At 43.1% G+C, this 16,221-nt stretch carries 19 protein-coding genes and 2 pseudogenes; 6 read left to right on the forward strand and 15 right to left on the reverse strand.

Going from position 1 to position 16,221, the window contains the following annotated elements; genetic code table 11:
• Positions 1–41 precede the first annotated feature (41 nt).
• The 4 genes and pseudogenes from MUG87_RS10335 to MUG87_RS10350 all read right to left on the reverse strand — a co-directional run bounded on the left by MUG87_RS10335 (position 42) and on the right by MUG87_RS10350 (position 2,844).
• Complete coding sequence (locus tag MUG87_RS10335; protein WP_247081756.1) at positions 42–395, reverse strand: HesB/IscA family protein; 354 nt, start codon at positions 393–395, stop codon at positions 42–44.
• Positions 396–495: 100 nt separating this feature from the next.
• On the reverse strand, positions 496–1,332 hold the full coding sequence (dapF, locus tag MUG87_RS10340; protein WP_247081758.1) for a diaminopimelate epimerase: 837 nt from the start codon (positions 1,330–1,332) through the stop codon (positions 496–498).
• 120 nt (positions 1,333–1,452) lie between these two features.
• Positions 1,453–2,516 (reverse strand): annotated as a pseudogene (locus tag MUG87_RS10345) (NupC/NupG family nucleoside CNT transporter).
• 88 nt (positions 2,517–2,604) lie between these two features.
• Complete coding sequence (locus MUG87_RS10350; protein ID WP_124565842.1) at positions 2,605–2,844, reverse strand: YuzB family protein; 240 nt, start codon at positions 2,842–2,844, stop codon at positions 2,605–2,607.
• Between the two features lie 196 nt (positions 2,845–3,040).
• On the opposite strand from MUG87_RS10350, the gene MUG87_RS10355 reads away from it, so the two are divergent.
• Positions 3,041–4,105, forward strand: a complete 1,065-nt coding sequence (locus MUG87_RS10355; RefSeq protein ID WP_247081759.1) for an NAD(P)/FAD-dependent oxidoreductase — start codon at positions 3,041–3,043, stop codon at positions 4,103–4,105.
• Positions 4,106–4,132: 27 nt separating this feature from the next.
• Here the strand turns inward: MUG87_RS10355 and MUG87_RS10360 are convergent, their stop codons facing one another.
• From MUG87_RS10360 to MUG87_RS10370, 3 genes are all read right to left on the reverse strand, one after another.
• Positions 4,133–4,705, reverse strand: a complete 573-nt coding sequence (locus MUG87_RS10360) for a TetR family transcriptional regulator (RefSeq protein ID WP_247081761.1) — start codon at positions 4,703–4,705, stop codon at positions 4,133–4,135.
• Positions 4,705–5,700 carry an aldo/keto reductase gene (locus tag MUG87_RS10365; protein ID WP_247081763.1) on the reverse strand — a complete coding sequence of 332 codons (996 nt, stop codon included), beginning with the start codon at positions 5,698–5,700 and terminating at the stop codon, positions 4,705–4,707. The genes MUG87_RS10360 and MUG87_RS10365 overlap by 1 nt, the downstream gene beginning before the upstream one ends.
• Before the next feature lie 116 nt (positions 5,701–5,816).
• Entirely contained in the window at positions 5,817–6,122 is a 306-nt protein-coding gene (locus MUG87_RS10370; RefSeq protein ID WP_247081765.1) for a YuzD family protein, read from the reverse strand.
• A 102-nt stretch (positions 6,123–6,224) separates the two neighbouring features.
• Here MUG87_RS10370 and MUG87_RS10375 point away from each other — a divergent pair, with 102 nt between their 5' ends.
• Positions 6,225–6,461 (forward strand): NifU family protein, encoded by a 237-nt coding sequence (locus tag MUG87_RS10375; protein ID WP_124565839.1) that lies wholly within the window; start codon positions 6,225–6,227, stop codon positions 6,459–6,461.
• Between the two features lie 35 nt (positions 6,462–6,496).
• Here the strand turns inward: MUG87_RS10375 and yutH are convergent, their stop codons facing one another.
• A complete protein-coding gene (yutH, locus tag MUG87_RS10380) occupies positions 6,497–7,489 on the reverse strand; it encodes a spore coat putative kinase YutH (protein WP_247081767.1) in 993 nt (330 codons plus the stop codon).
• 182 nt (positions 7,490–7,671) lie between these two features.
• Here yutH and MUG87_RS10385 point away from each other — a divergent pair, with 182 nt between their 5' ends.
• Positions 7,672–8,163 (forward strand): phosphatidylglycerophosphatase A family protein, encoded by a 492-nt coding sequence (locus tag MUG87_RS10385; protein WP_247081769.1) that lies wholly within the window; start codon positions 7,672–7,674, stop codon positions 8,161–8,163.
• A 520-nt stretch (positions 8,164–8,683) separates the two neighbouring features.
• On the opposite strand, the gene MUG87_RS10390 is transcribed toward MUG87_RS10385, so the two are convergent.
• On the reverse strand, positions 8,684–9,454 hold the full coding sequence (locus MUG87_RS10390; protein ID WP_247081770.1) for a TIGR01457 family HAD-type hydrolase: 771 nt from the start codon (positions 9,452–9,454) through the stop codon (positions 8,684–8,686).
• Between the two features lie 20 nt (positions 9,455–9,474).
• Entirely contained in the window at positions 9,475–9,915 is a 441-nt protein-coding gene (locus tag MUG87_RS10395) for a DUF86 domain-containing protein (protein WP_247081772.1), read from the reverse strand.
• Between the two features lie 149 nt (positions 9,916–10,064).
• Here MUG87_RS10395 and MUG87_RS10400 point away from each other — a divergent pair, with 149 nt between their 5' ends.
• Positions 10,065–10,331, forward strand: a complete 267-nt coding sequence (locus tag MUG87_RS10400) for a DUF3055 domain-containing protein (RefSeq protein ID WP_124564432.1) — start codon at positions 10,065–10,067, stop codon at positions 10,329–10,331.
• Positions 10,332–10,361: 30 nt separating this feature from the next.
• On the opposite strand, the gene MUG87_RS10405 is transcribed toward MUG87_RS10400, so the two are convergent.
• On the reverse strand, positions 10,362–10,661 hold the full coding sequence (locus tag MUG87_RS10405; protein ID WP_247081774.1) for a YutD family protein: 300 nt from the start codon (positions 10,659–10,661) through the stop codon (positions 10,362–10,364).
• 119 nt (positions 10,662–10,780) lie between these two features.
• Between MUG87_RS10405 and MUG87_RS10410 the strand changes: the two genes are divergently transcribed.
• A complete protein-coding gene (locus MUG87_RS10410) occupies positions 10,781–11,398 on the forward strand; it encodes a YhcN/YlaJ family sporulation lipoprotein (RefSeq protein WP_247081776.1) in 618 nt (205 codons plus the stop codon).
• A 38-nt stretch (positions 11,399–11,436) separates the two neighbouring features.
• Here the strand turns inward: MUG87_RS10410 and lipA are convergent, their stop codons facing one another.
• Positions 11,437–12,396, reverse strand: a complete 960-nt coding sequence (gene lipA, locus MUG87_RS10415) for a lipoyl synthase (RefSeq protein ID WP_281503700.1) — start codon at positions 12,394–12,396, stop codon at positions 11,437–11,439.
• Positions 12,397–12,635: 239 nt separating this feature from the next.
• Here lipA and MUG87_RS10420 point away from each other — a divergent pair.
• Positions 12,636–13,547 (forward strand): annotated as a pseudogene (locus MUG87_RS10420) (M23 family metallopeptidase); the annotation flags it as partial.
• A gap of 13 nt (positions 13,548–13,560) precedes the next feature.
• Here the strand turns inward: MUG87_RS10420 and yunB are convergent.
• The 3 genes from yunB to MUG87_RS10435 are packed head-to-tail and all read right to left on the reverse strand — an operon-like array spanning position 13,561 to position 16,119.
• Positions 13,561–14,328 carry a sporulation protein YunB gene (gene yunB, locus MUG87_RS10425; protein ID WP_247081780.1) on the reverse strand — a complete coding sequence of 256 codons (768 nt, stop codon included), beginning with the start codon at positions 14,326–14,328 and terminating at the stop codon, positions 13,561–13,563.
• Positions 14,329–14,379: 51 nt separating this feature from the next.
• Positions 14,380–14,682, reverse strand: a complete 303-nt coding sequence (locus MUG87_RS10430; RefSeq protein ID WP_247081782.1) for a YunC family protein — start codon at positions 14,680–14,682, stop codon at positions 14,380–14,382.
• Between the two features lie 48 nt (positions 14,683–14,730).
• On the reverse strand, positions 14,731–16,119 hold the full coding sequence (locus tag MUG87_RS10435) for a bifunctional metallophosphatase/5'-nucleotidase (RefSeq protein ID WP_281503645.1): 1,389 nt from the start codon (positions 16,117–16,119) through the stop codon (positions 14,731–14,733).
• Positions 16,120–16,221: the final 102 nt, after the last annotated feature.

The raw sequence follows: 16,221 nt of genomic DNA on the forward strand, positions 1-16,221 counted from the left end.
CTTCCTTTTTCTTCTATTAGTTCACTGTAAGTGCTTTTAAGCTAACACTGTTCCGGTGTTCCTTGATTTGTCGCAGTGCGGAAGGATGAACCACAGCCGCATGTTGCGATTGCATTCGGATTATCGATGGTAAATCCACCACCAAGCATGGATTGCTTGTAATCAATCTTTACACCTTGTAAAACAGGGGCGTCTTGTTTATCAATGATAAACTTTACACCATGGAACGTCAAAATCTCATCGTTTTCACTAGCTTCTGGTTCAAAGCCAAGACCGTAGGAAAGACCACTGCAGCCGCCGCCTTTTACCGCGAGGCGTACAAATTGCTCACCTTCGTCAGCTTGCTTAATCATATCCTGAATTTGCAATGCCGCTTGCTCTGTTACTACAATCATTGTCACACTTCCTTTCCTATATCAATTACGTATCGCGTACACATCACATACTATCCTGTTTATTATAACGCTTTGCACATACTTGCTCAAATTCGCAGTCTCAGTATTGATAGACACCGGTACAAATCACTTCGGCAGGGCCTTTCATCATAACCTCTCCAGATTCTGTCCAGGTGATAAACAAATCACCGCCCGCTAAATGCACTGTAATTTCTTTACCTCTTTGCATATGTCCCTTTAAAATCGCAGCCACTACAGCAGCACAAGCACCCGTGCCACATGCCTGCGTCACACCCGATCCGCGCTCCCATACACGAAAATGCATGGATGTCTCATTCAGCACTTTCACAAACTCTACATTTACCCCTTCTGGAAACATCTGATGTTTTTCTAAAATCGGGCCAAGTGTTGTAAGCGGCGCAGCCTCGATATCATCTACAAATAATACAACATGCGGATTTCCCATTGACACAGGCGTTAGTGCATAGGTTTTATCCGCAAATGTAAACGTCTCTGCGTCACCATACATAGGAAGATCCGTTCGGCGTAAGCGCGGCTGTCCCATATTAATTGTTACGTATTCTACTAGCGCATCTTTGACAGTAACCTCAGCCGTCACCGGACCCGAGATGGTATCAATTTGAAACACAGGCTCTTGTACCAGTTTATGTTCAAACGCATATTTTGCTACACAGCGCAGACCATTGCCACAGCTTTTTGCTTCTGATCCGTCTCTGTTAAAAATACGCATTTTTACAGGTGCCTTTTCAGATGGGCAAATCAAAATCATTCCATCCGAACCGATTCCTCTGTAAATATCTGAGACCTTACGAGCAAGCTCTGGCAGTTCTGCTTCTGCCAATTGCTCTTCAAACAGATTAATATAAATATAATTGTTGCCCAATCCATGCATTTTTGTAAAAGAAAGTTGTTTCATCGGTTTTCACCTCAAAAAAATGAATTGTTTCAAGTATAAAATGGACACTCTTTGAGCACAATAGGAACATCCCCCGTTTCTCATAAAAAAAGAAAAGCCGCTGGCTTTTCTTTTTTTTGTTTAACTGAACATTCCCGCGATGGCCGCACTTACCAGATTAGCCATTGTCCCAGCAATCACCGCACGAAATCCGTGTATGCCACAAGCTCGTTCACAATTAATTTTTGGCCAATAAAGCTTCCTGCGGTCACCGCTTCATTTAACGGAACACCGATTAAAAAAGCGAGCGGCGAGAATATATATCCTAATATTAATTGCAGGGATAAGTCCGGAAATCCGAACAGCCCGCCGATGCATCCCACAATTCCGTTCACCAAGGCGATGATTGCGATGAATGCAATCAGCATCGCTCCAACATTCAGCGCGAGCATTAATCCATCGGACGCGCCTCGTGCCGCTGCATCGATTACATTAGTGTTTTCGGTATCCTTTTCTATTTTCACAGTATGCCGCGTTTCCGGTTCCTCTGTTTCCGGAAAAAAAAGCTTCGCCATGACAAGCCCTGCCGACGCGGCCATTACAGCTGCTGAAAGCAAATACTCAAGCGGAACCCCGATCGCAGCATACCCAAACATGGTGGATGCCGATACATACGCCAATCCCTCGACCATGACAGCGAACAATTCCGAGCCTGTCAGGCGGGCTACGTAAGGACGAATTACCAAAGGCGCTTCCGTTTGACCGAGAACGATATTAATGGTAGCACATAGAGATTCAGCTTGACTCGTGCCAAGAAGCTTCGCCAAAGCGCCACCGATGATACGAACCACTCACTGCATGATTCCCAAATAATATAAAGCCGCGATAAGCGATGATAAAAAAATCAAAATGGGCAAAACACGAAATGCGAAAATGAATCCCGTCGGTTGCCCCGGATCTCCCAAGCCACCAAACAAGAATACGATGCCGTCGTTGGCGAAATCTATCACCTTTTGCACAGCCTGGGTCACACTTTTCAACGCTTATCTGCCCACGCTCCACTTTAAAACGAGAAGCCCAAACAATAACTGAATTGCAAGTCCGCCAAGTATCGGCCTAAGCCGGATTGCTTTTTTATCGTTACATAAAATAAATGCTAGAAAAAATAGGACAGCGCTGCCTTCGAGTCCCCAAAGTACGTTCATACCATCACCTCGGTTATTATAGTCCTGTTTAGATTTTTCTAACGGTGCCACTTTTAGTCATAAAAAACAAAAAGCGCCAAAAAGGCGCTTAAAACATTGGATTTTCTTCTAGGTATTCATATATATGATCAACCAATTGCTCAGGCGTTTCACCGGTGACAACTTCTCCGTTGACCATTGCATACGGACCTTCATAGCATACACCGCAGTAGCCAAGACAACCGTATTCGATCACATCGACATTCGGATCTTTTTCTAGTATTGCCATCGCACGCTGCGAGCCGTTCGCTAAATTGCTCACACAAAATTCTATTAACGGTTTAATCACGATTTTCACCTCTCTATCGTAACTGTAAACGTTTTTACATATAGCGTCAATATGTTTGTTTTCCGCATAAATACCACAGATATACATTGTTATTTATTCGTAAATTCGATATAATTTTTTGTGGGTAAAGTTTAGAAAATTTTTTTAATATATCATTATATTACGGATCATTTTACAAGCAAAGGGGTAATCCATCATGAAGCACCTCGTTATTCTCGGTGGCGGATACGGTGGAATGAGAATTTTACAACGTCTTCTTCCTAACCTTCCGGATGACACACAAGTTACACTTATCGACAAAGTGCCGTATCATTGCTTTAAAACAGAGTATTATGCATTGGTAGCGGGAACTATTTCGGAAACACACATTCGTATTCCGTTTCCAGAGCATCCCAATCTTTCTGTGAAATACGGTACAATTGTCAATATTGATATTGATGCGAGATTAGTAGAGTTACAGCATGGGGAAACTGTAAGCTATGACGATCTCATTATCGGCCTTGGCTGTGAAGACAAATATCACAATGTACCTGGTGCAAAAGAGTACACATGCAGTGTGCAATCAATTGAAAAATCAAGACAAACTTATCAACAATTGAACGGTCTTGCACCTCATGCAACCGTTGGTATTGTTGGAGCAGGTCTTAGCGGTGTAGAAGTTGCGAGTGAACTACGCGAAAGCAGACCGGATTTAAACATTTTGCTATTTGATCGCGGTGAACGCATCCTCTCTATGTTCCCTGAAAAGCTAAGCCTTTATGTTGAAGACTGGTTTGTAAAGCATAACGTTACTATTATACGTAACTCTAACATTACAAAGGTAGAGCCTCACCTTCTTTACAACCATGAGGAAGCGATTCCATGCGATGCCATTGTATGGACAGCAGGTATTCAAGCGAGCTTAGTCGTGCAACAGCTTCCAGTTGAAAAGGATAGCAGCGGTCGTGTGATTCTGACAAACCATCATAATATACCGAATTATGAAAACGTATACGTGCTGGGCGATTGTGCAAGTCTACCTCACGCACCATCTGCACAGCTCGCAGAAGGGCAAGCCGAACAAATTGTTACTATTTTACAAAAGCGGTGGAAACAAGAAGAATTGCCGGAAACGATGCCTGTGATTAAGCTTAAAGGGGTTTTGGGGTCACTAGGCAAAAAGCACGGCTTTGGCTTACTTGCAAACCAAGCGTTAATGGGACGTGTACCACGCCTATTAAAATCAGGTATTTTATGGATGTATAAACACCATAATGGATAAAAAGCTTCGCCACGCGGCGAAGCTTTTTTATTCTAATAGACCTGTCAAAATCAATTGCCATACTTCTTGAAATTGTTGCTCTATTTCAGGTAATACCCATTCTTTGGCCAAGGCAGGATGATGAAAGCGAGCTGTCGCATAAAAAACAGCTGAGGCGACAGTGTGCGCCTGTCCTTGTTTAAACTGTCCCGTTTTCATGCCCTTTTCTACAATCTCTGTTACCTGTAAAATCAGTTCCTCTATATGAGCACGAATCACTTCCACGGACTCTTCTGAAAGTGCATGATACACCGCAAACATCTCCGGATCCTCTAATGCTTTGTTTCGCTTTAATGTAATTAAATTTTCAAACCAATTGTGCAAATGCTCCTTAGGATCTTCTGTCTCATCACAAACTGCGGCGGTTGCCGATGAAATTCTCTCTAGCCATCTTTTCGCAACCGCTTCGCGTAATGCTGATTTGCTTGGAAAATGGCGATATACCGTACCATGACTTACATTAAGCGCTCTTGCCACATCGACAACGGTTGCTTTTTCCAAACCAAAACGGCGCAGCACCTGCTCGGTTGTATCTAAGATCATTTCTTTTGTAAGAGCCATTAACGTTCACTATCCAACATTTTCATTTGGTCTGTTGCATAGCGCTCCCCAGCCACCGCTTCTGCAGGAACAATAGATTCAATCCTTTGTAAATCTGCAGCAGTGAGCTCCAGCTTAAGAGCACCGAGCGCATCCTGTAAATGTGTACGCTTGCGGGCGCCGATTAATGGCATAATATCTGCTCCGCGTGAAAGCACCCAAGCAATCGCAATTTGGGCCACTGTGGCATCTTTTTCATGAGCTATTTCACGCAATGCATCTACTAAAGTAAGATTTCGATCTAAATTCTCCCCAGCAAAGCGAGGTGCATGATTACGGAAATCGTATGCGCCAAGCGTACGGTCTTTTGTCCATGTGCCACTCAGCAACCCGCGCGACAATACACCATAAGCAGAAAGAGAAATACCCAGTTCACGTAAAGCCGGTAAAATTTCGGCTTCAACGCCGCGGCTAAATAAAGAATACTCAATTTGTAGCGCGCTAATTGGATGTACGGCATGTGCGCGACGAATGGTTTCTACGCCCGCTTCCGATAGACCAATATGACGTACATATCCTGCTTTCACCATATCCGCAATAGCCCCTACTGTTTCTTCAATCGGCACATTAGGATCAACACGAGCCGGTTGATACAAATCAATATAATCTACACCGAGACGCTGCAACGTGTAAGCCAAAAAGTTTTTTACGGCTTGTGGGCGACCATCTACGCCAATCCAGCCGCCCCCCGGCGCGCGCATAACACCAAATTTGACCGCGATAAATGCATTGTCTCGCTTTGTTCCCTGCAGTGCTTCTCGAAGCAGTAGCTCATTGTGTCCCACACCATAAAAGTCTCCCGTATCAAACGTCGTAACGCCTCCCTCCAGTGCTTCATGTATTGTTGCAATACTTTCCTTGCGATCTGCATTTCCATATAAATCAGACATACCCATACATCCTAAACCAAGAGCCGAAACAGTTGGCCCATTTGTACCAAGTTGACGAAGTTTCATTACGTATACCTCCTATTAATGATGAAATGAATATAACACAAGCAATAACAAATGACAAATTTCATTTTTTGTCATTTGTTATTGTTGATCCATAAAAAAATGACCTTAATGTAAGGTCACTTTACGTACTTATCAATCTCTGCATAAACATCCTTCAAACGCGGATTTCCTTCTCCTACAATTTCTTGATTTACTAGTACAACTGGATAAAACAAGTCTTCTTCAATCACACGCGCTGCAAATTCTCTTTGCTCTTGATTATCTTGCTCTTCAAAAATATCTACATACTGAAACTCAAATGAATGATCAGGATACTTTCTGTCAATTGCTGCTTGTAGCCATTCGAATGTTTCTGTCGAAGATGGCATTCCCACACAACTCGCACAAATTACCTTTGCTCCGTATACACTAATTTTAACCACATGTGTTCCCCCTTTTTATATCCTAAAAAAACCCCAGTAGTATACAATAGATTTTTCTCCTTATAATGATTATAATAAAACTGAGGAAAGGAGTCGATAACAATGGCAGATCAAGAAATGTTTGCACAGGTTGAAGAAGTGCTTGATAAATTACGTCCGTTCTTACTTCGTGACGGCGGTGACGTGGAATTAGTAGATATTGAAGAAGGTATTGTAAAGCTTCGCCTAATGGGTGCTTGCGGTACGTGCCCAAGTTCTACTATCACATTAAAAGCTGGTATTGAGCGCGCTCTATTGGAAGAAGTTCCAGGCGTTGTTGAAGTAGAACAAGTATTTTAATGTATAGAAAAGGAGACCTCTCGCAGGTCTCCTTTTTACGTGAACCAATCTAGCTTCGGTATACCGAGGGTTTCTGTGGGCAAACGAATGCTTTGATAAAAATTTGCCAAAAAACGCTCTGATTCATTTGTTCTCTCTAAAATTCGTCCTATACGATCTTGATAAAACGGTTGGTCTCCGCCGCCGCTTAAGTAATAGCCTTCTATCGTTTCAAAATATTGAAGTGGAAATAGAAGACGGGCAAATAATAAGCGCCATCCGAACGCAGAGAGAGGTGCAACCGCTTCATACTCACCAAGAAAGGTCATAATTTTCTCTTCTGCATGTTCCCCTTCTTCATACATATGACGAACCCATTCGGCCAAATCCCGGCTCGGATGGTCAAATACCCAATCAATTGGCACTTTCACACGATTTGTTTGGTGCCAAAGGCGATCGGTAAAGCGTTGTTGGCAAATCGTGGCCGCATCCGCGACTTGCGGCTCTGCATCCAGTTCTGTATCTACTACGTATTGAATTGCATTTTCTGCAAGTCCTAGATAATACGGAAAGGAATCAATAAACAATTTCTCGAAAGAAGTAGTAGGATGATTCGTGAGGCGCCCATACCAAAATTTCTCCAATTGATCGAGGCGTTTCTCCCATAGCTCCCGCCACTCGCCAATCCGACTGAGCTCACTAATTTCACCAGGATATAGACGTCCCCGAAGATGAAACATACCAAGCTCCCGTCCTTCATTCATACTTCGCTCTGTTTGGCGCACAGCTCGTAATAAACAGTAGTTTACTTCCTTCATTTCGCTTACATAGTACCCTTGTACAGTAGGAACAAATGTAGCCACCGACACATCTCCCTGCTCAGTCATAAAATCGCTAAGCTGCTTCATTTCTATCAATTCTTCTTCTTTTCGCTTTCCGATTGGAATAAGAATATACACCTTGTTGCGCACCCAAAAGCTTTGATAAGGGCCAAGCATCGATAGCTCGCTCGGTCGTATCCCATACTGCTCATATAGCAGTTCCTTCATCCAAGCACCTCCATCTATTACAGCATGCCAGCAACGGCTTATTTCGTTCTCTTGTTATCGAAATTTTTCTCTCTAGCTTATATATATGAGCGCTTTTTCACTTTAACAGCCTTTTCGCTGTAAGCATTTCACATAATAACGCTATGAAACGTATACAATATTAAAAAAGAAAAGGTGATGTAATGAACAGAGGCAATCAAATCGAAGAAAAAGCTTTAGAACTGTTGCAGCAACGCGGTGTAAAAATAGAAGATATCGCAGATCTTGTATTTTTCCTGCAGGAGAAATATCACCCTAACCTCAAGATGGAAGAATGTCGTTACAACGTGGAACGCGTTCTAGCCAAACGAGAAGTTCAAAATGCCCTTGTCACCGGTATTCAGCTTGATGTGCTTGCCGAAAAAGGACTGCTTGACGAGCCTCTACAAAGCATCGTAAAACGAGATGAAGGTCTGTACGGGATTGATGAAGTAATCGCTTTATCCATCGTCAATGTCTATGGCTCCATCGGATTTACCAACTTCGGTTACATTGATAAGATGAAACCAGGCATCCTCCAGTTTCTCAATGACAAATCCACCGGCTACGTTCACACCTTCCTTGACGACATTATTGGCGCCATCGCTGCAGCAGCCTCAAGCCGCCTCGCCCATAGAGCCGCACATCAAGAATAGAAAAGCGCAAGCGGCTTGTTCAGGTGCAGAACCTAAGGTTCGTGGCCCTAAAAGGCGCTCTTGGCCTTTTTGTGGCCGCGGTTCTTAGGTGGCAGCACCTAGCCGCTGGAGCTAGACAATAGAAAAGCGCAAGCGGCTTGCTCAGCTCCATAGGGCAGAGGTTCTCGACACAAAAAGGCGCTTTTTGCCTTTATGGGGCGAGGTTCTCTGACCGTAGGAGCTAGCCGCTGGAGCTGAACACGAAAAGCGCAAGCGGCTTGCTCAGCTCCATAGGGCAGAGGTTCTCGACACAAAAAGGCGCTTTTTGCCTTTATGGGGCGAGGTTCTCTGACCGTAGGAGCTAGCCGCTGGAGCTGAACACGAAAAGCGCAAGCGGCTTGCTCAGGTGCAGAGAAGAATGGACTTATATAAAAATAAGAAAGGAAGAGTAGCCTGTGCACTCTTCCTTTCTTATTTTCAATCCGTGTTGAAGATATATCAATCATCTTCTATTTCAACGTGGATATTGTACAATATGATGTTATATTTTATCCATCCATTCCGTTAACGAATGAACAACGTAAGTAGGCTGTGTTTTATAGCTTGTCAGCATCTCTGGTGTAGTAACACCTGTATGAACAAGCAAGGTATCAACACCAGCGCGGATGCCAGCTAAAATGTCGGTATCGTAGTTGTCGCCGACCATCAGCGTATCCTCAGGCGCAATCCCAATTTCTTTAAGTGCCTGCTCCATAATGATTGGTTCCGGTTTTCCAATAAACAATGGTTTCACTTGTGTGGATACCGCAACAACAGACGTAAGCGATCCGTTACCTGGCATAAGTCCTCGCTCTGTCGGTAATGCAATATCACCATTTGTAGAAATAAACTTTGCGCCTTTTCTCACTGCTAAACAAGCCTTCGCAAGCTTTTCATATGTAATATCACGGTCAATACCCATAATGACATAATCCGGATTTTCATCTTCAAAACGAAACTCCTTCTCTTTTAAAGCTGCTTCTAGTCCTTCTTCTCCAATCATATATACTGAAGCCTCGGGATTTTCGGCATACATATAATTCGCCGCAGCCATGCTCGTTGTAAACACATGCTCAGGACCTGCAGGAATATCTAGACTGCGAAGCTTGTCCGCCACCTGCTCGGGACGCCTGGATGAATTGTTCGTTACAAATAAATACGGAATATTCATCGCGACCAGTTGCTTAACAAAGTCACTTGCCTCTTCAATTTTTTCTTCACCTCGATACATCGTACCGTCGAGGTCAATTAAATACGCTTTATAACGCTTCATGCTGACTCTCCTCTCGCTGCTTACGAATTACTGAACGCAGAAACTGGACCAAGCTCCTGCTCCAAATAACGGCGCACATGCTTCGGATATGCCTGTACGATAGATAGTTTATCTTTTAGTACTCGAAGCACATGTTCATGATCCATCGTAATGTATTCTTGCACCAGCATTTTACGCAAGCGCACCACATCCTTAAGATGTCCACCTTCTTCCGTGCTAACCACTTTTTCATCCATTAAAATATCAATAATGTCTTCATAGCTACCAGGGTCTCGCATAATAAAGCCGTCAATTAATGCGTTTCCTACATCGAGCACCGCATCAATCATCAAGTGAGCCATACGCTCTAATGCATATTTTTGAAGCTGCGTTTCATATGATTCAGTTTGTGAAAATACCGTTGTGACTTGCTCTAGGCATTGCAAGGTTTGTTCTATTTTTTTGCGATCAACAAAATACATCGTTTCACCTTCTATCTGGAAATTAAAGCACTTACAACATTCATTTGTATTGTACTGCTTTCTCGTAAAAAAATCGATACTTTTAACGACTGTACAAGCGTTCTCTGTTATAGTGATACTAACTACTATTTCGTTAAGGAGTGAAATATATGTCAGAGCGCTTTTTTTTGTACGATGAAACTGTAACAACACAAACACGATTTGTCAGCTTCGTCGGGGAGAATCAACGACATGATCTAGCCTTGGTGTTTTCAGATCGGTATTATGGCAAAGTACTTGTCCTTGATATTTTGCGCAACCTGTTTGCAATTATTGGCCGTGATGATTTAGACGAGCCAGGTTATCTTGAATACGCCTATAAAATGGACGAAGAAACAGCTGAAGAGCTTCGACAGTTTCTATATGAAATCATGTGAAAATAAGCGTGCCGCAACTGTGCAGCACGCTTATTTTTTTACTTTCTTCAGCACAAAGTAGGCACAGCCGAAGTTACAAAATTCATATAAATATTCGGACAATGTACTGATCCGGGTGTCATACGTAGAACGCTGGTTTTGGTCTTCAAAAAAACCGCGCAAGCGCAACTGACTATAGCCCCAATCTCCCACAATGTAATCATATTTATTTAAAATTTCCGCATACCGCGCCTTAAAGGCTTCTTCATTAAAGCCCTCTCGATAATCTTGAATAAGTTCATATGTCATGTTATTTATTAAAACGGTCTGTTTCACCTCATGCTTTTCCATATCCAAAAGGTCCTCTCTGCACAGTATTATCCTAATCCTACCACAAACGAAGGCAACCAACAATTTCTAAGTTGAAAAAACATCAGTTGACAAATGATAAGGATAAGGAGGTGGAATCATTGCGAAAATACTTGTTTCCAGCACTCACTGGTTTATTATTGCTCAGCGCCTGCCAAATGAACAATGCTGCTGAAATGAAGCCGCAAAATGCAATTCCAGAAGACCAAGGCGGTAGCGTGCTGCTGTCCAATAAAAAGGATATTTATGAGCAGCGCTCCATGAATGGAAAGCTGGATTACAATACAACAAAGCTTGGCTATTCTCGTCAGCAAAAAAGCAACCTAACAGGTGCTAACGATACAAGCCGCGTCGCTTACGTCAACCGTGAAAATTTAGCTAATATCATTACAGATATGGAAGTAAAATTGCCAGACGTCACGGATGCCGCTACACTTGTAACAGATGATGAGATATTTGTCTCATACCGCGCCAATACGACAGATCCAAAGCTAGTTGCAGATCAAGTGAAAAAAACAGCGCTCTCCGTTGTGCCTAGCTACTATCATGTCTACGTTTCCGATGATACAAAAATCATGTCTCAAATGGAAGGCTTGAAGTCAGGCCGTTTAACGGATAAAGAGTACGCGGGAACTGTGGATATGTTAATTCGTGAGATGCAAAAGAATCCACATATCAACAACCAACAGGACGATATGATGCACACCAAGATGAAATAGTAATAAAGAGGATGTTCCGTTACGGAACATCCTCTTGTTTAGTTTGCTTTAACGTTTTCTTGTGCCGATTTTACTTGTTCATCTGCATGGTAGGAAGAACGTACCAATGGACCCGCTTCACAGTGGCTGAAGCCTTTGCTTAATGCAATTTCCTTCAATTCTGCAAATTCGGCTGGAGACCAATACTTCACAACCGGTAGATGCTTTTTAGAAGGCTGTAAATATTGTCCAAGTGTTAAGATATCTACATGATTTGCGCGAAGGTCATCCATCGCTTCAATAATTTCTTCTTTCGTTTCACCAAGACCAATCATAATGCTTGATTTTGTAGGAATGTCTGGCTGCATTTCTTTTGCACGGCGCAAGAATTCAAGTGAGCGCTCGTACTTCGCTCTTGCGCGAACACGGTCGGAAAGGCGACGAACCGTCTCGATGTTATGGTTTAAAATATCAGGACGTGCATCCATCAACATTTTTAAATTTTCATATACCCCTCCCATATCCGATGGCAAAACTTCAATGGATGTGAATGGATTTTTACGTCGTACTGCACGTACTGTTTCAGCGAATACACCTGCACCGCCGTCTTTTAAATCGTCACGTGCCACTGCTGTAATAACAACATGCTTTAGATTCATGTCTACAACAGAATCTGCAACGCGCTCTGGCTCTTGTAAATCAAGTTCCGTTGGTAAGCCGGTTTTAACCGCACAGAAGCGGCAGGCACGCGTACAAATATCCCCTAAAATCATAAATGTCGCAGTACGTCTAACCGCCCAGCATTCGTGAATGTTCGGGCACTTTGCTTCTTCACACACGGTGTGCAGCTTTTTAGAGCGCATCATGCGCTTTAAGTCATTATAGTTTTCGTTCGTGTTCAACTTAATTTTCAACCACTCTGGTTTGCGTATATGCTCGGTTGTCTTTGTCATGTTAATCACTCCGCACTTTAAAATAAGCTCGTTCCACTTTCTCCACTTTATCATATCTCCCGAAATGAAACAAAAGGAAATGCTCAAATGTGGTTTTTTACCATTGATTTACTATTATGAAACGGCGCGTAAATCCCACACTATACATAGTAGCATGGAAAGGAGACAATTTCGTGTGTAAATATTTCATATCATTTCTAATTGTTAGTTTGCTTCTTCCGCTCGGAAAAGTATACGGGGAACGCGAGGAACGCATAGCCGAGCTTGATCAAAACTTACAGGCTGTCTCCGGTGCTTCTGAACTTGAAGAAATTTATAAAGAACGCATGACACTTTATAAACAAATGGAAGCCCTCTCCCTTATTCCATGGGAGTATTATGCGGCAATTGATCAGTACGAACGCAATGTTCGTAGTGTACGTCGTGATATTCCGAAAAAGGAAAACGGTGTAATTTCCATTTATTTCACACCGGAATGGTGGGGTGGCTATATCAATCCAAATCTGGAGGATAAAAATCCATATACCATAGGCTTGTACGGCGGTATGGGTCGAGATGGTGATGGTGATGGCTATGCAGACCGAAACAACGACAAAGACATTCTATATACAATGTCCACTGTTCTCGGGCAGTTCGGCAATGACCGTGAACATATCAAAATTATGCTGTGGGAGCATTACAAGCGTGCCAAAACAGTTGATATGATTATAGGATATGCAAAGATGTTTAAGCATTATAAACGTCTTGATGTAATCGGGAATGCATTTCCCATGCCCGTTCGTAGTAACCACAGCTATCGTAGTACATTCGGTGATCGCCGCAGCTTTGGCGGACGACGTATGCATGAAGGGACAGATATCTTTGCGGGCTATGGTGTACCGGTTCGCGCAACCTGCTATGGTATTGTTGAGCTAAAGGGATGGAACCGACTCGGCGGCTGGCGCATCGGTATTCGCGATTTACAAAATAACTATCACTACTATGCTCATCTTGGGGGCTTCTCAAAGGATGTACAGATAGGACAAATTGTAGAACCTGGAAAAGTAATTGGCTTTGTGGGTAGCTCAGGCTACGGACCACCGGGTACTTCCGGCAAATTCCCACCTCATTTGCATTACGGTATGTATAAAGATAATGGACGTATCGAGTGGGCATTTGATCCTTATATTCATCTTGCCAATTGGGAACGGCAAGAATGGGCAAAATTAAAACGCTAAAGAGACCCACTCTTTAGCGTTCTTTTTTAGCGGGAGGCAAGGCTGGTACAGCTCCATTTTGACCGCCATTGTAATAATCAGGCACCTCACCTTGAATGGCACTTAATGCAATTGGGATGTCTGTTTTCACAACTGTTTCCTTTGTCTCAAATGGGATGATGACCTGCATGGTGACTTCTACCTCTACCACAACCTCAACAAGTGCATTATTAATACCGTACGTTTTAGCTTCACGCTTAATACTGGTTTTTACATCACCAATTGTGGTAAATGTAACCGGTATTTTTGGGCCTAAGTTTCCCAAAAGTGCATTTTTCGTCACCTGTCCGAGTGGAACCGCAAATAGAATTCCTTCATCCTCCAAGCTCTTCGCCAAGTTGATTTTTGGCTCCCCACGAATGCCTAATTTGTCTATTTCACCGCGTTCTGCCATATGCAGATATCGCTCCACTGCTTTTGTAATTGCATTTTGCGTACGGTTTACTGCATCGGCACTAAACTCAATAGTCGATACCTTGCCTTGATTGTCCATTCGTGTCGTAAACATAGGTGCGTTGCCGCTTCCCTCTTCCATCTGCTCATTAATTGCTTTTGTAATAATAACATTGGCTAAGCGCTTCGTTTGTGTTTGAGCATATGTCATGAGTGTCGGTTCAATGCTTTTGTTGACGAGCCATATGCCCTGTAGCGCCAACACCACGAAAATAACAGCGGAGATGAGCAAAACGTGCCGAAACGGGAGCGGCCCTCGCCGAAAACGTGTTGTCTTAAATTTGCGCAAAAAAATCCCCCTTTCTTACTTTCATATGTATGCAAGAAAGGAGGACAATATCTAAATCATTTTTAGCAGTGCATCTTTGCCGATTATGCCAGCTGTAATACCTAATCGTTCTGCTTCATGGGTAACAGACTCAAGCGGTGCATTGAGCAGCTGCTCAATCGTCCGAACGCCAACAGCTCTCCCAGCAATAATCCCGCGGTCCTTTAGTTTTTCATTTAACAACCCAATATCAAGCGCACCGCACATAATATAGCCTTTATCACTCATCACCGCAAGCAAATTCGTTTTCGGCAGCTGCACACTTACAGCGATAAACGTATGGTTTTCAATCACAATAGGTTCTACATGCATCATATTGCTTCCCTCCCCTCTTTTATCTGTATGAAGGTAAGGAAGCGATGGTTACGAATTTACAGAGGAACGTACAAGCGTGTCTTCTAGCACATCGCGCAGAAGCTCTGGCATGTAATATCGTTTTTCCGGCGCTAAGGCCAGTTCTGGATAAATATAACCAAAGGTAAACATATCTATTGTTCCTACCGCATACATGCGCTGTAGGTCAAGCGGCTCGTTGTTAATAAGAACTTCCTCCAGTAGCCTTTTGTTACCAGGTATATCATCTTGAACGATTTGCACCCCATCAAAAATCATTTTGCCCATAATTTTTCCGCGAAAGCCAAGGCCCTTGACCTCCATTTGCTCTGTTTGCGGACGAATCGCTTTTATAATTACGTCGCGTAGCGTCTTTCCTGTAATAAGCAAACGGCAGGGGTTAATTGGATGCGGACAAATGCGGTGAATATCTCCTTTGGTGACCGTTCCTGCAGGTAAAGACTCTAGCAGAACACCTGCGTTGACCATTCCGATTTCTGCATCGCACCATTTTTTTAAAGACGATGCAAGCAGGTTTGTAAATTCTGTTTCAGCAAACCAATCGATTGGTAGTTTATGTGGTAAAACTGTAACTTTTTCTTGCAAAATGAGCCGGCTTTGCTCTTGCAGGGCGTCTAAGCAGGTGTCTGCATGATAGCCGCCTAGCTGATTCACAGCTAGTGTAGAAGCACGCTTTTGCAGTATTTTCTTGGAATCTGCATCAATCTCAAGCTGCACATGTCCCACATATTGTCCCCATTTTCCTGTACAGCAGAGTAACGTATCATTCACGAGCATGCCCTTTTCAAAAAAGTGATGCGTGTGTGCACCTAATATGATATCAACATCATAATGCATGGCAATGTATTCATCCTCATTGCGACCTAAATGCGACAAAAGTACGACTATATCAGCTTTTTCTCGTACTTTTTGCAAGCATTGCTCTAGCGCGGCAATCGGGTCGGTAATGGACCACCCCAGTTTTGCATAAAAGTCTGGATAAGCTATAGTTACGCCAATGAACGCAATGGTGATACCAGCTGTTTCCTCTATGTGATACGGGCGCACCCAATGCGGTCTTGTACCATCTTGATGAAATAAATTGGCGACCAGCACTGGAAATTCAGCTTTTGTATACAAACGTTCCAGCTCTTCTTTTGGCAGTGTAATACCTTCATTGTTGCCAATAGTGACAAAATCATAGCCGGCCTCATTTAGGAGTTCAACGTTCCCTCTACCTGCAGTTGCCTCTGAAATCGTATGATAGCGATCCACATGGTCGCCAATATCCAATACAAATACAGGGCTACCACTAGCACGATGGCGTTCCTTCTCCTGCTGCATAAATCCAGCGATGGGCTTCCAATTTTCAAAATGACTATGTAAGTCGTTTGTGTGATACAAATGAATTGTTACCAAAGTAATCCGCTCCTCTCGCACAACATCGGTAGCTTGTACATATATTGCGGCAACAGCTTGTAGGTGTTATTTCTAGCCTATGCGCAATAGGTGCACTTCATT

The sequence above is a fragment of the Ectobacillus sp. JY-23 genome (assembly GCF_023022965.1).
In the GTDB taxonomy this organism is placed as follows: Bacteria; Bacillota; Bacilli; order Bacillales; family Bacillaceae_G; genus Ectobacillus.

Coding starts and splice junctions, on each gene's coding strand:
- MUG87_RS10335 (WP_247081756.1), bottom strand. CDS start 395: ATGATTGTAGTAACAGAGCAAGCGGCATTGCAAATTCAGGATATGATT.
- dapF (WP_247081758.1), bottom strand. CDS start 1,332: ATGAAACAACTTTCTTTTACAAAAATGCATGGATTGGGCAACAATTAT.
- MUG87_RS10355 (WP_247081759.1), top strand. CDS start 3,041: ATGAAGCACCTCGTTATTCTCGGTGGCGGATACGGTGGAATGAGAATT.
- MUG87_RS10360 (WP_247081761.1), bottom strand. CDS start 4,705: ATGGCTCTTACAAAAGAAATGATCTTAGATACAACCGAGCAGGTGCTG.
- MUG87_RS10365 (WP_247081763.1), bottom strand. CDS start 5,700: ATGAAACTTCGTCAACTTGGTACAAATGGGCCAACTGTTTCGGCTCTT.
- MUG87_RS10375 (WP_124565839.1), top strand. CDS start 6,225: ATGGCAGATCAAGAAATGTTTGCACAGGTTGAAGAAGTGCTTGATAAA.
- yutH (WP_247081767.1), bottom strand. CDS start 7,489: ATGAAGGAACTGCTATATGAGCAGTATGGGATACGACCGAGCGAGCTA.
- MUG87_RS10385 (WP_247081769.1), top strand. CDS start 7,672: ATGAACAGAGGCAATCAAATCGAAGAAAAAGCTTTAGAACTGTTGCAG.
- MUG87_RS10390 (WP_247081770.1), bottom strand. CDS start 9,454: ATGAAGCGTTATAAAGCGTATTTAATTGACCTCGACGGTACGATGTAT.
- MUG87_RS10395 (WP_247081772.1), bottom strand. CDS start 9,915: ATGTATTTTGTTGATCGCAAAAAAATAGAACAAACCTTGCAATGCCTA.
- MUG87_RS10400 (WP_124564432.1), top strand. CDS start 10,065: ATGTCAGAGCGCTTTTTTTTGTACGATGAAACTGTAACAACACAAACA.
- MUG87_RS10405 (WP_247081774.1), bottom strand. CDS start 10,661: ATGGAAAAGCATGAGGTGAAACAGACCGTTTTAATAAATAACATGACA.
- MUG87_RS10430 (WP_247081782.1), bottom strand. CDS start 14,682: ATGATGCATGTAGAACCTATTGTGATTGAAAACCATACGTTTATCGCT.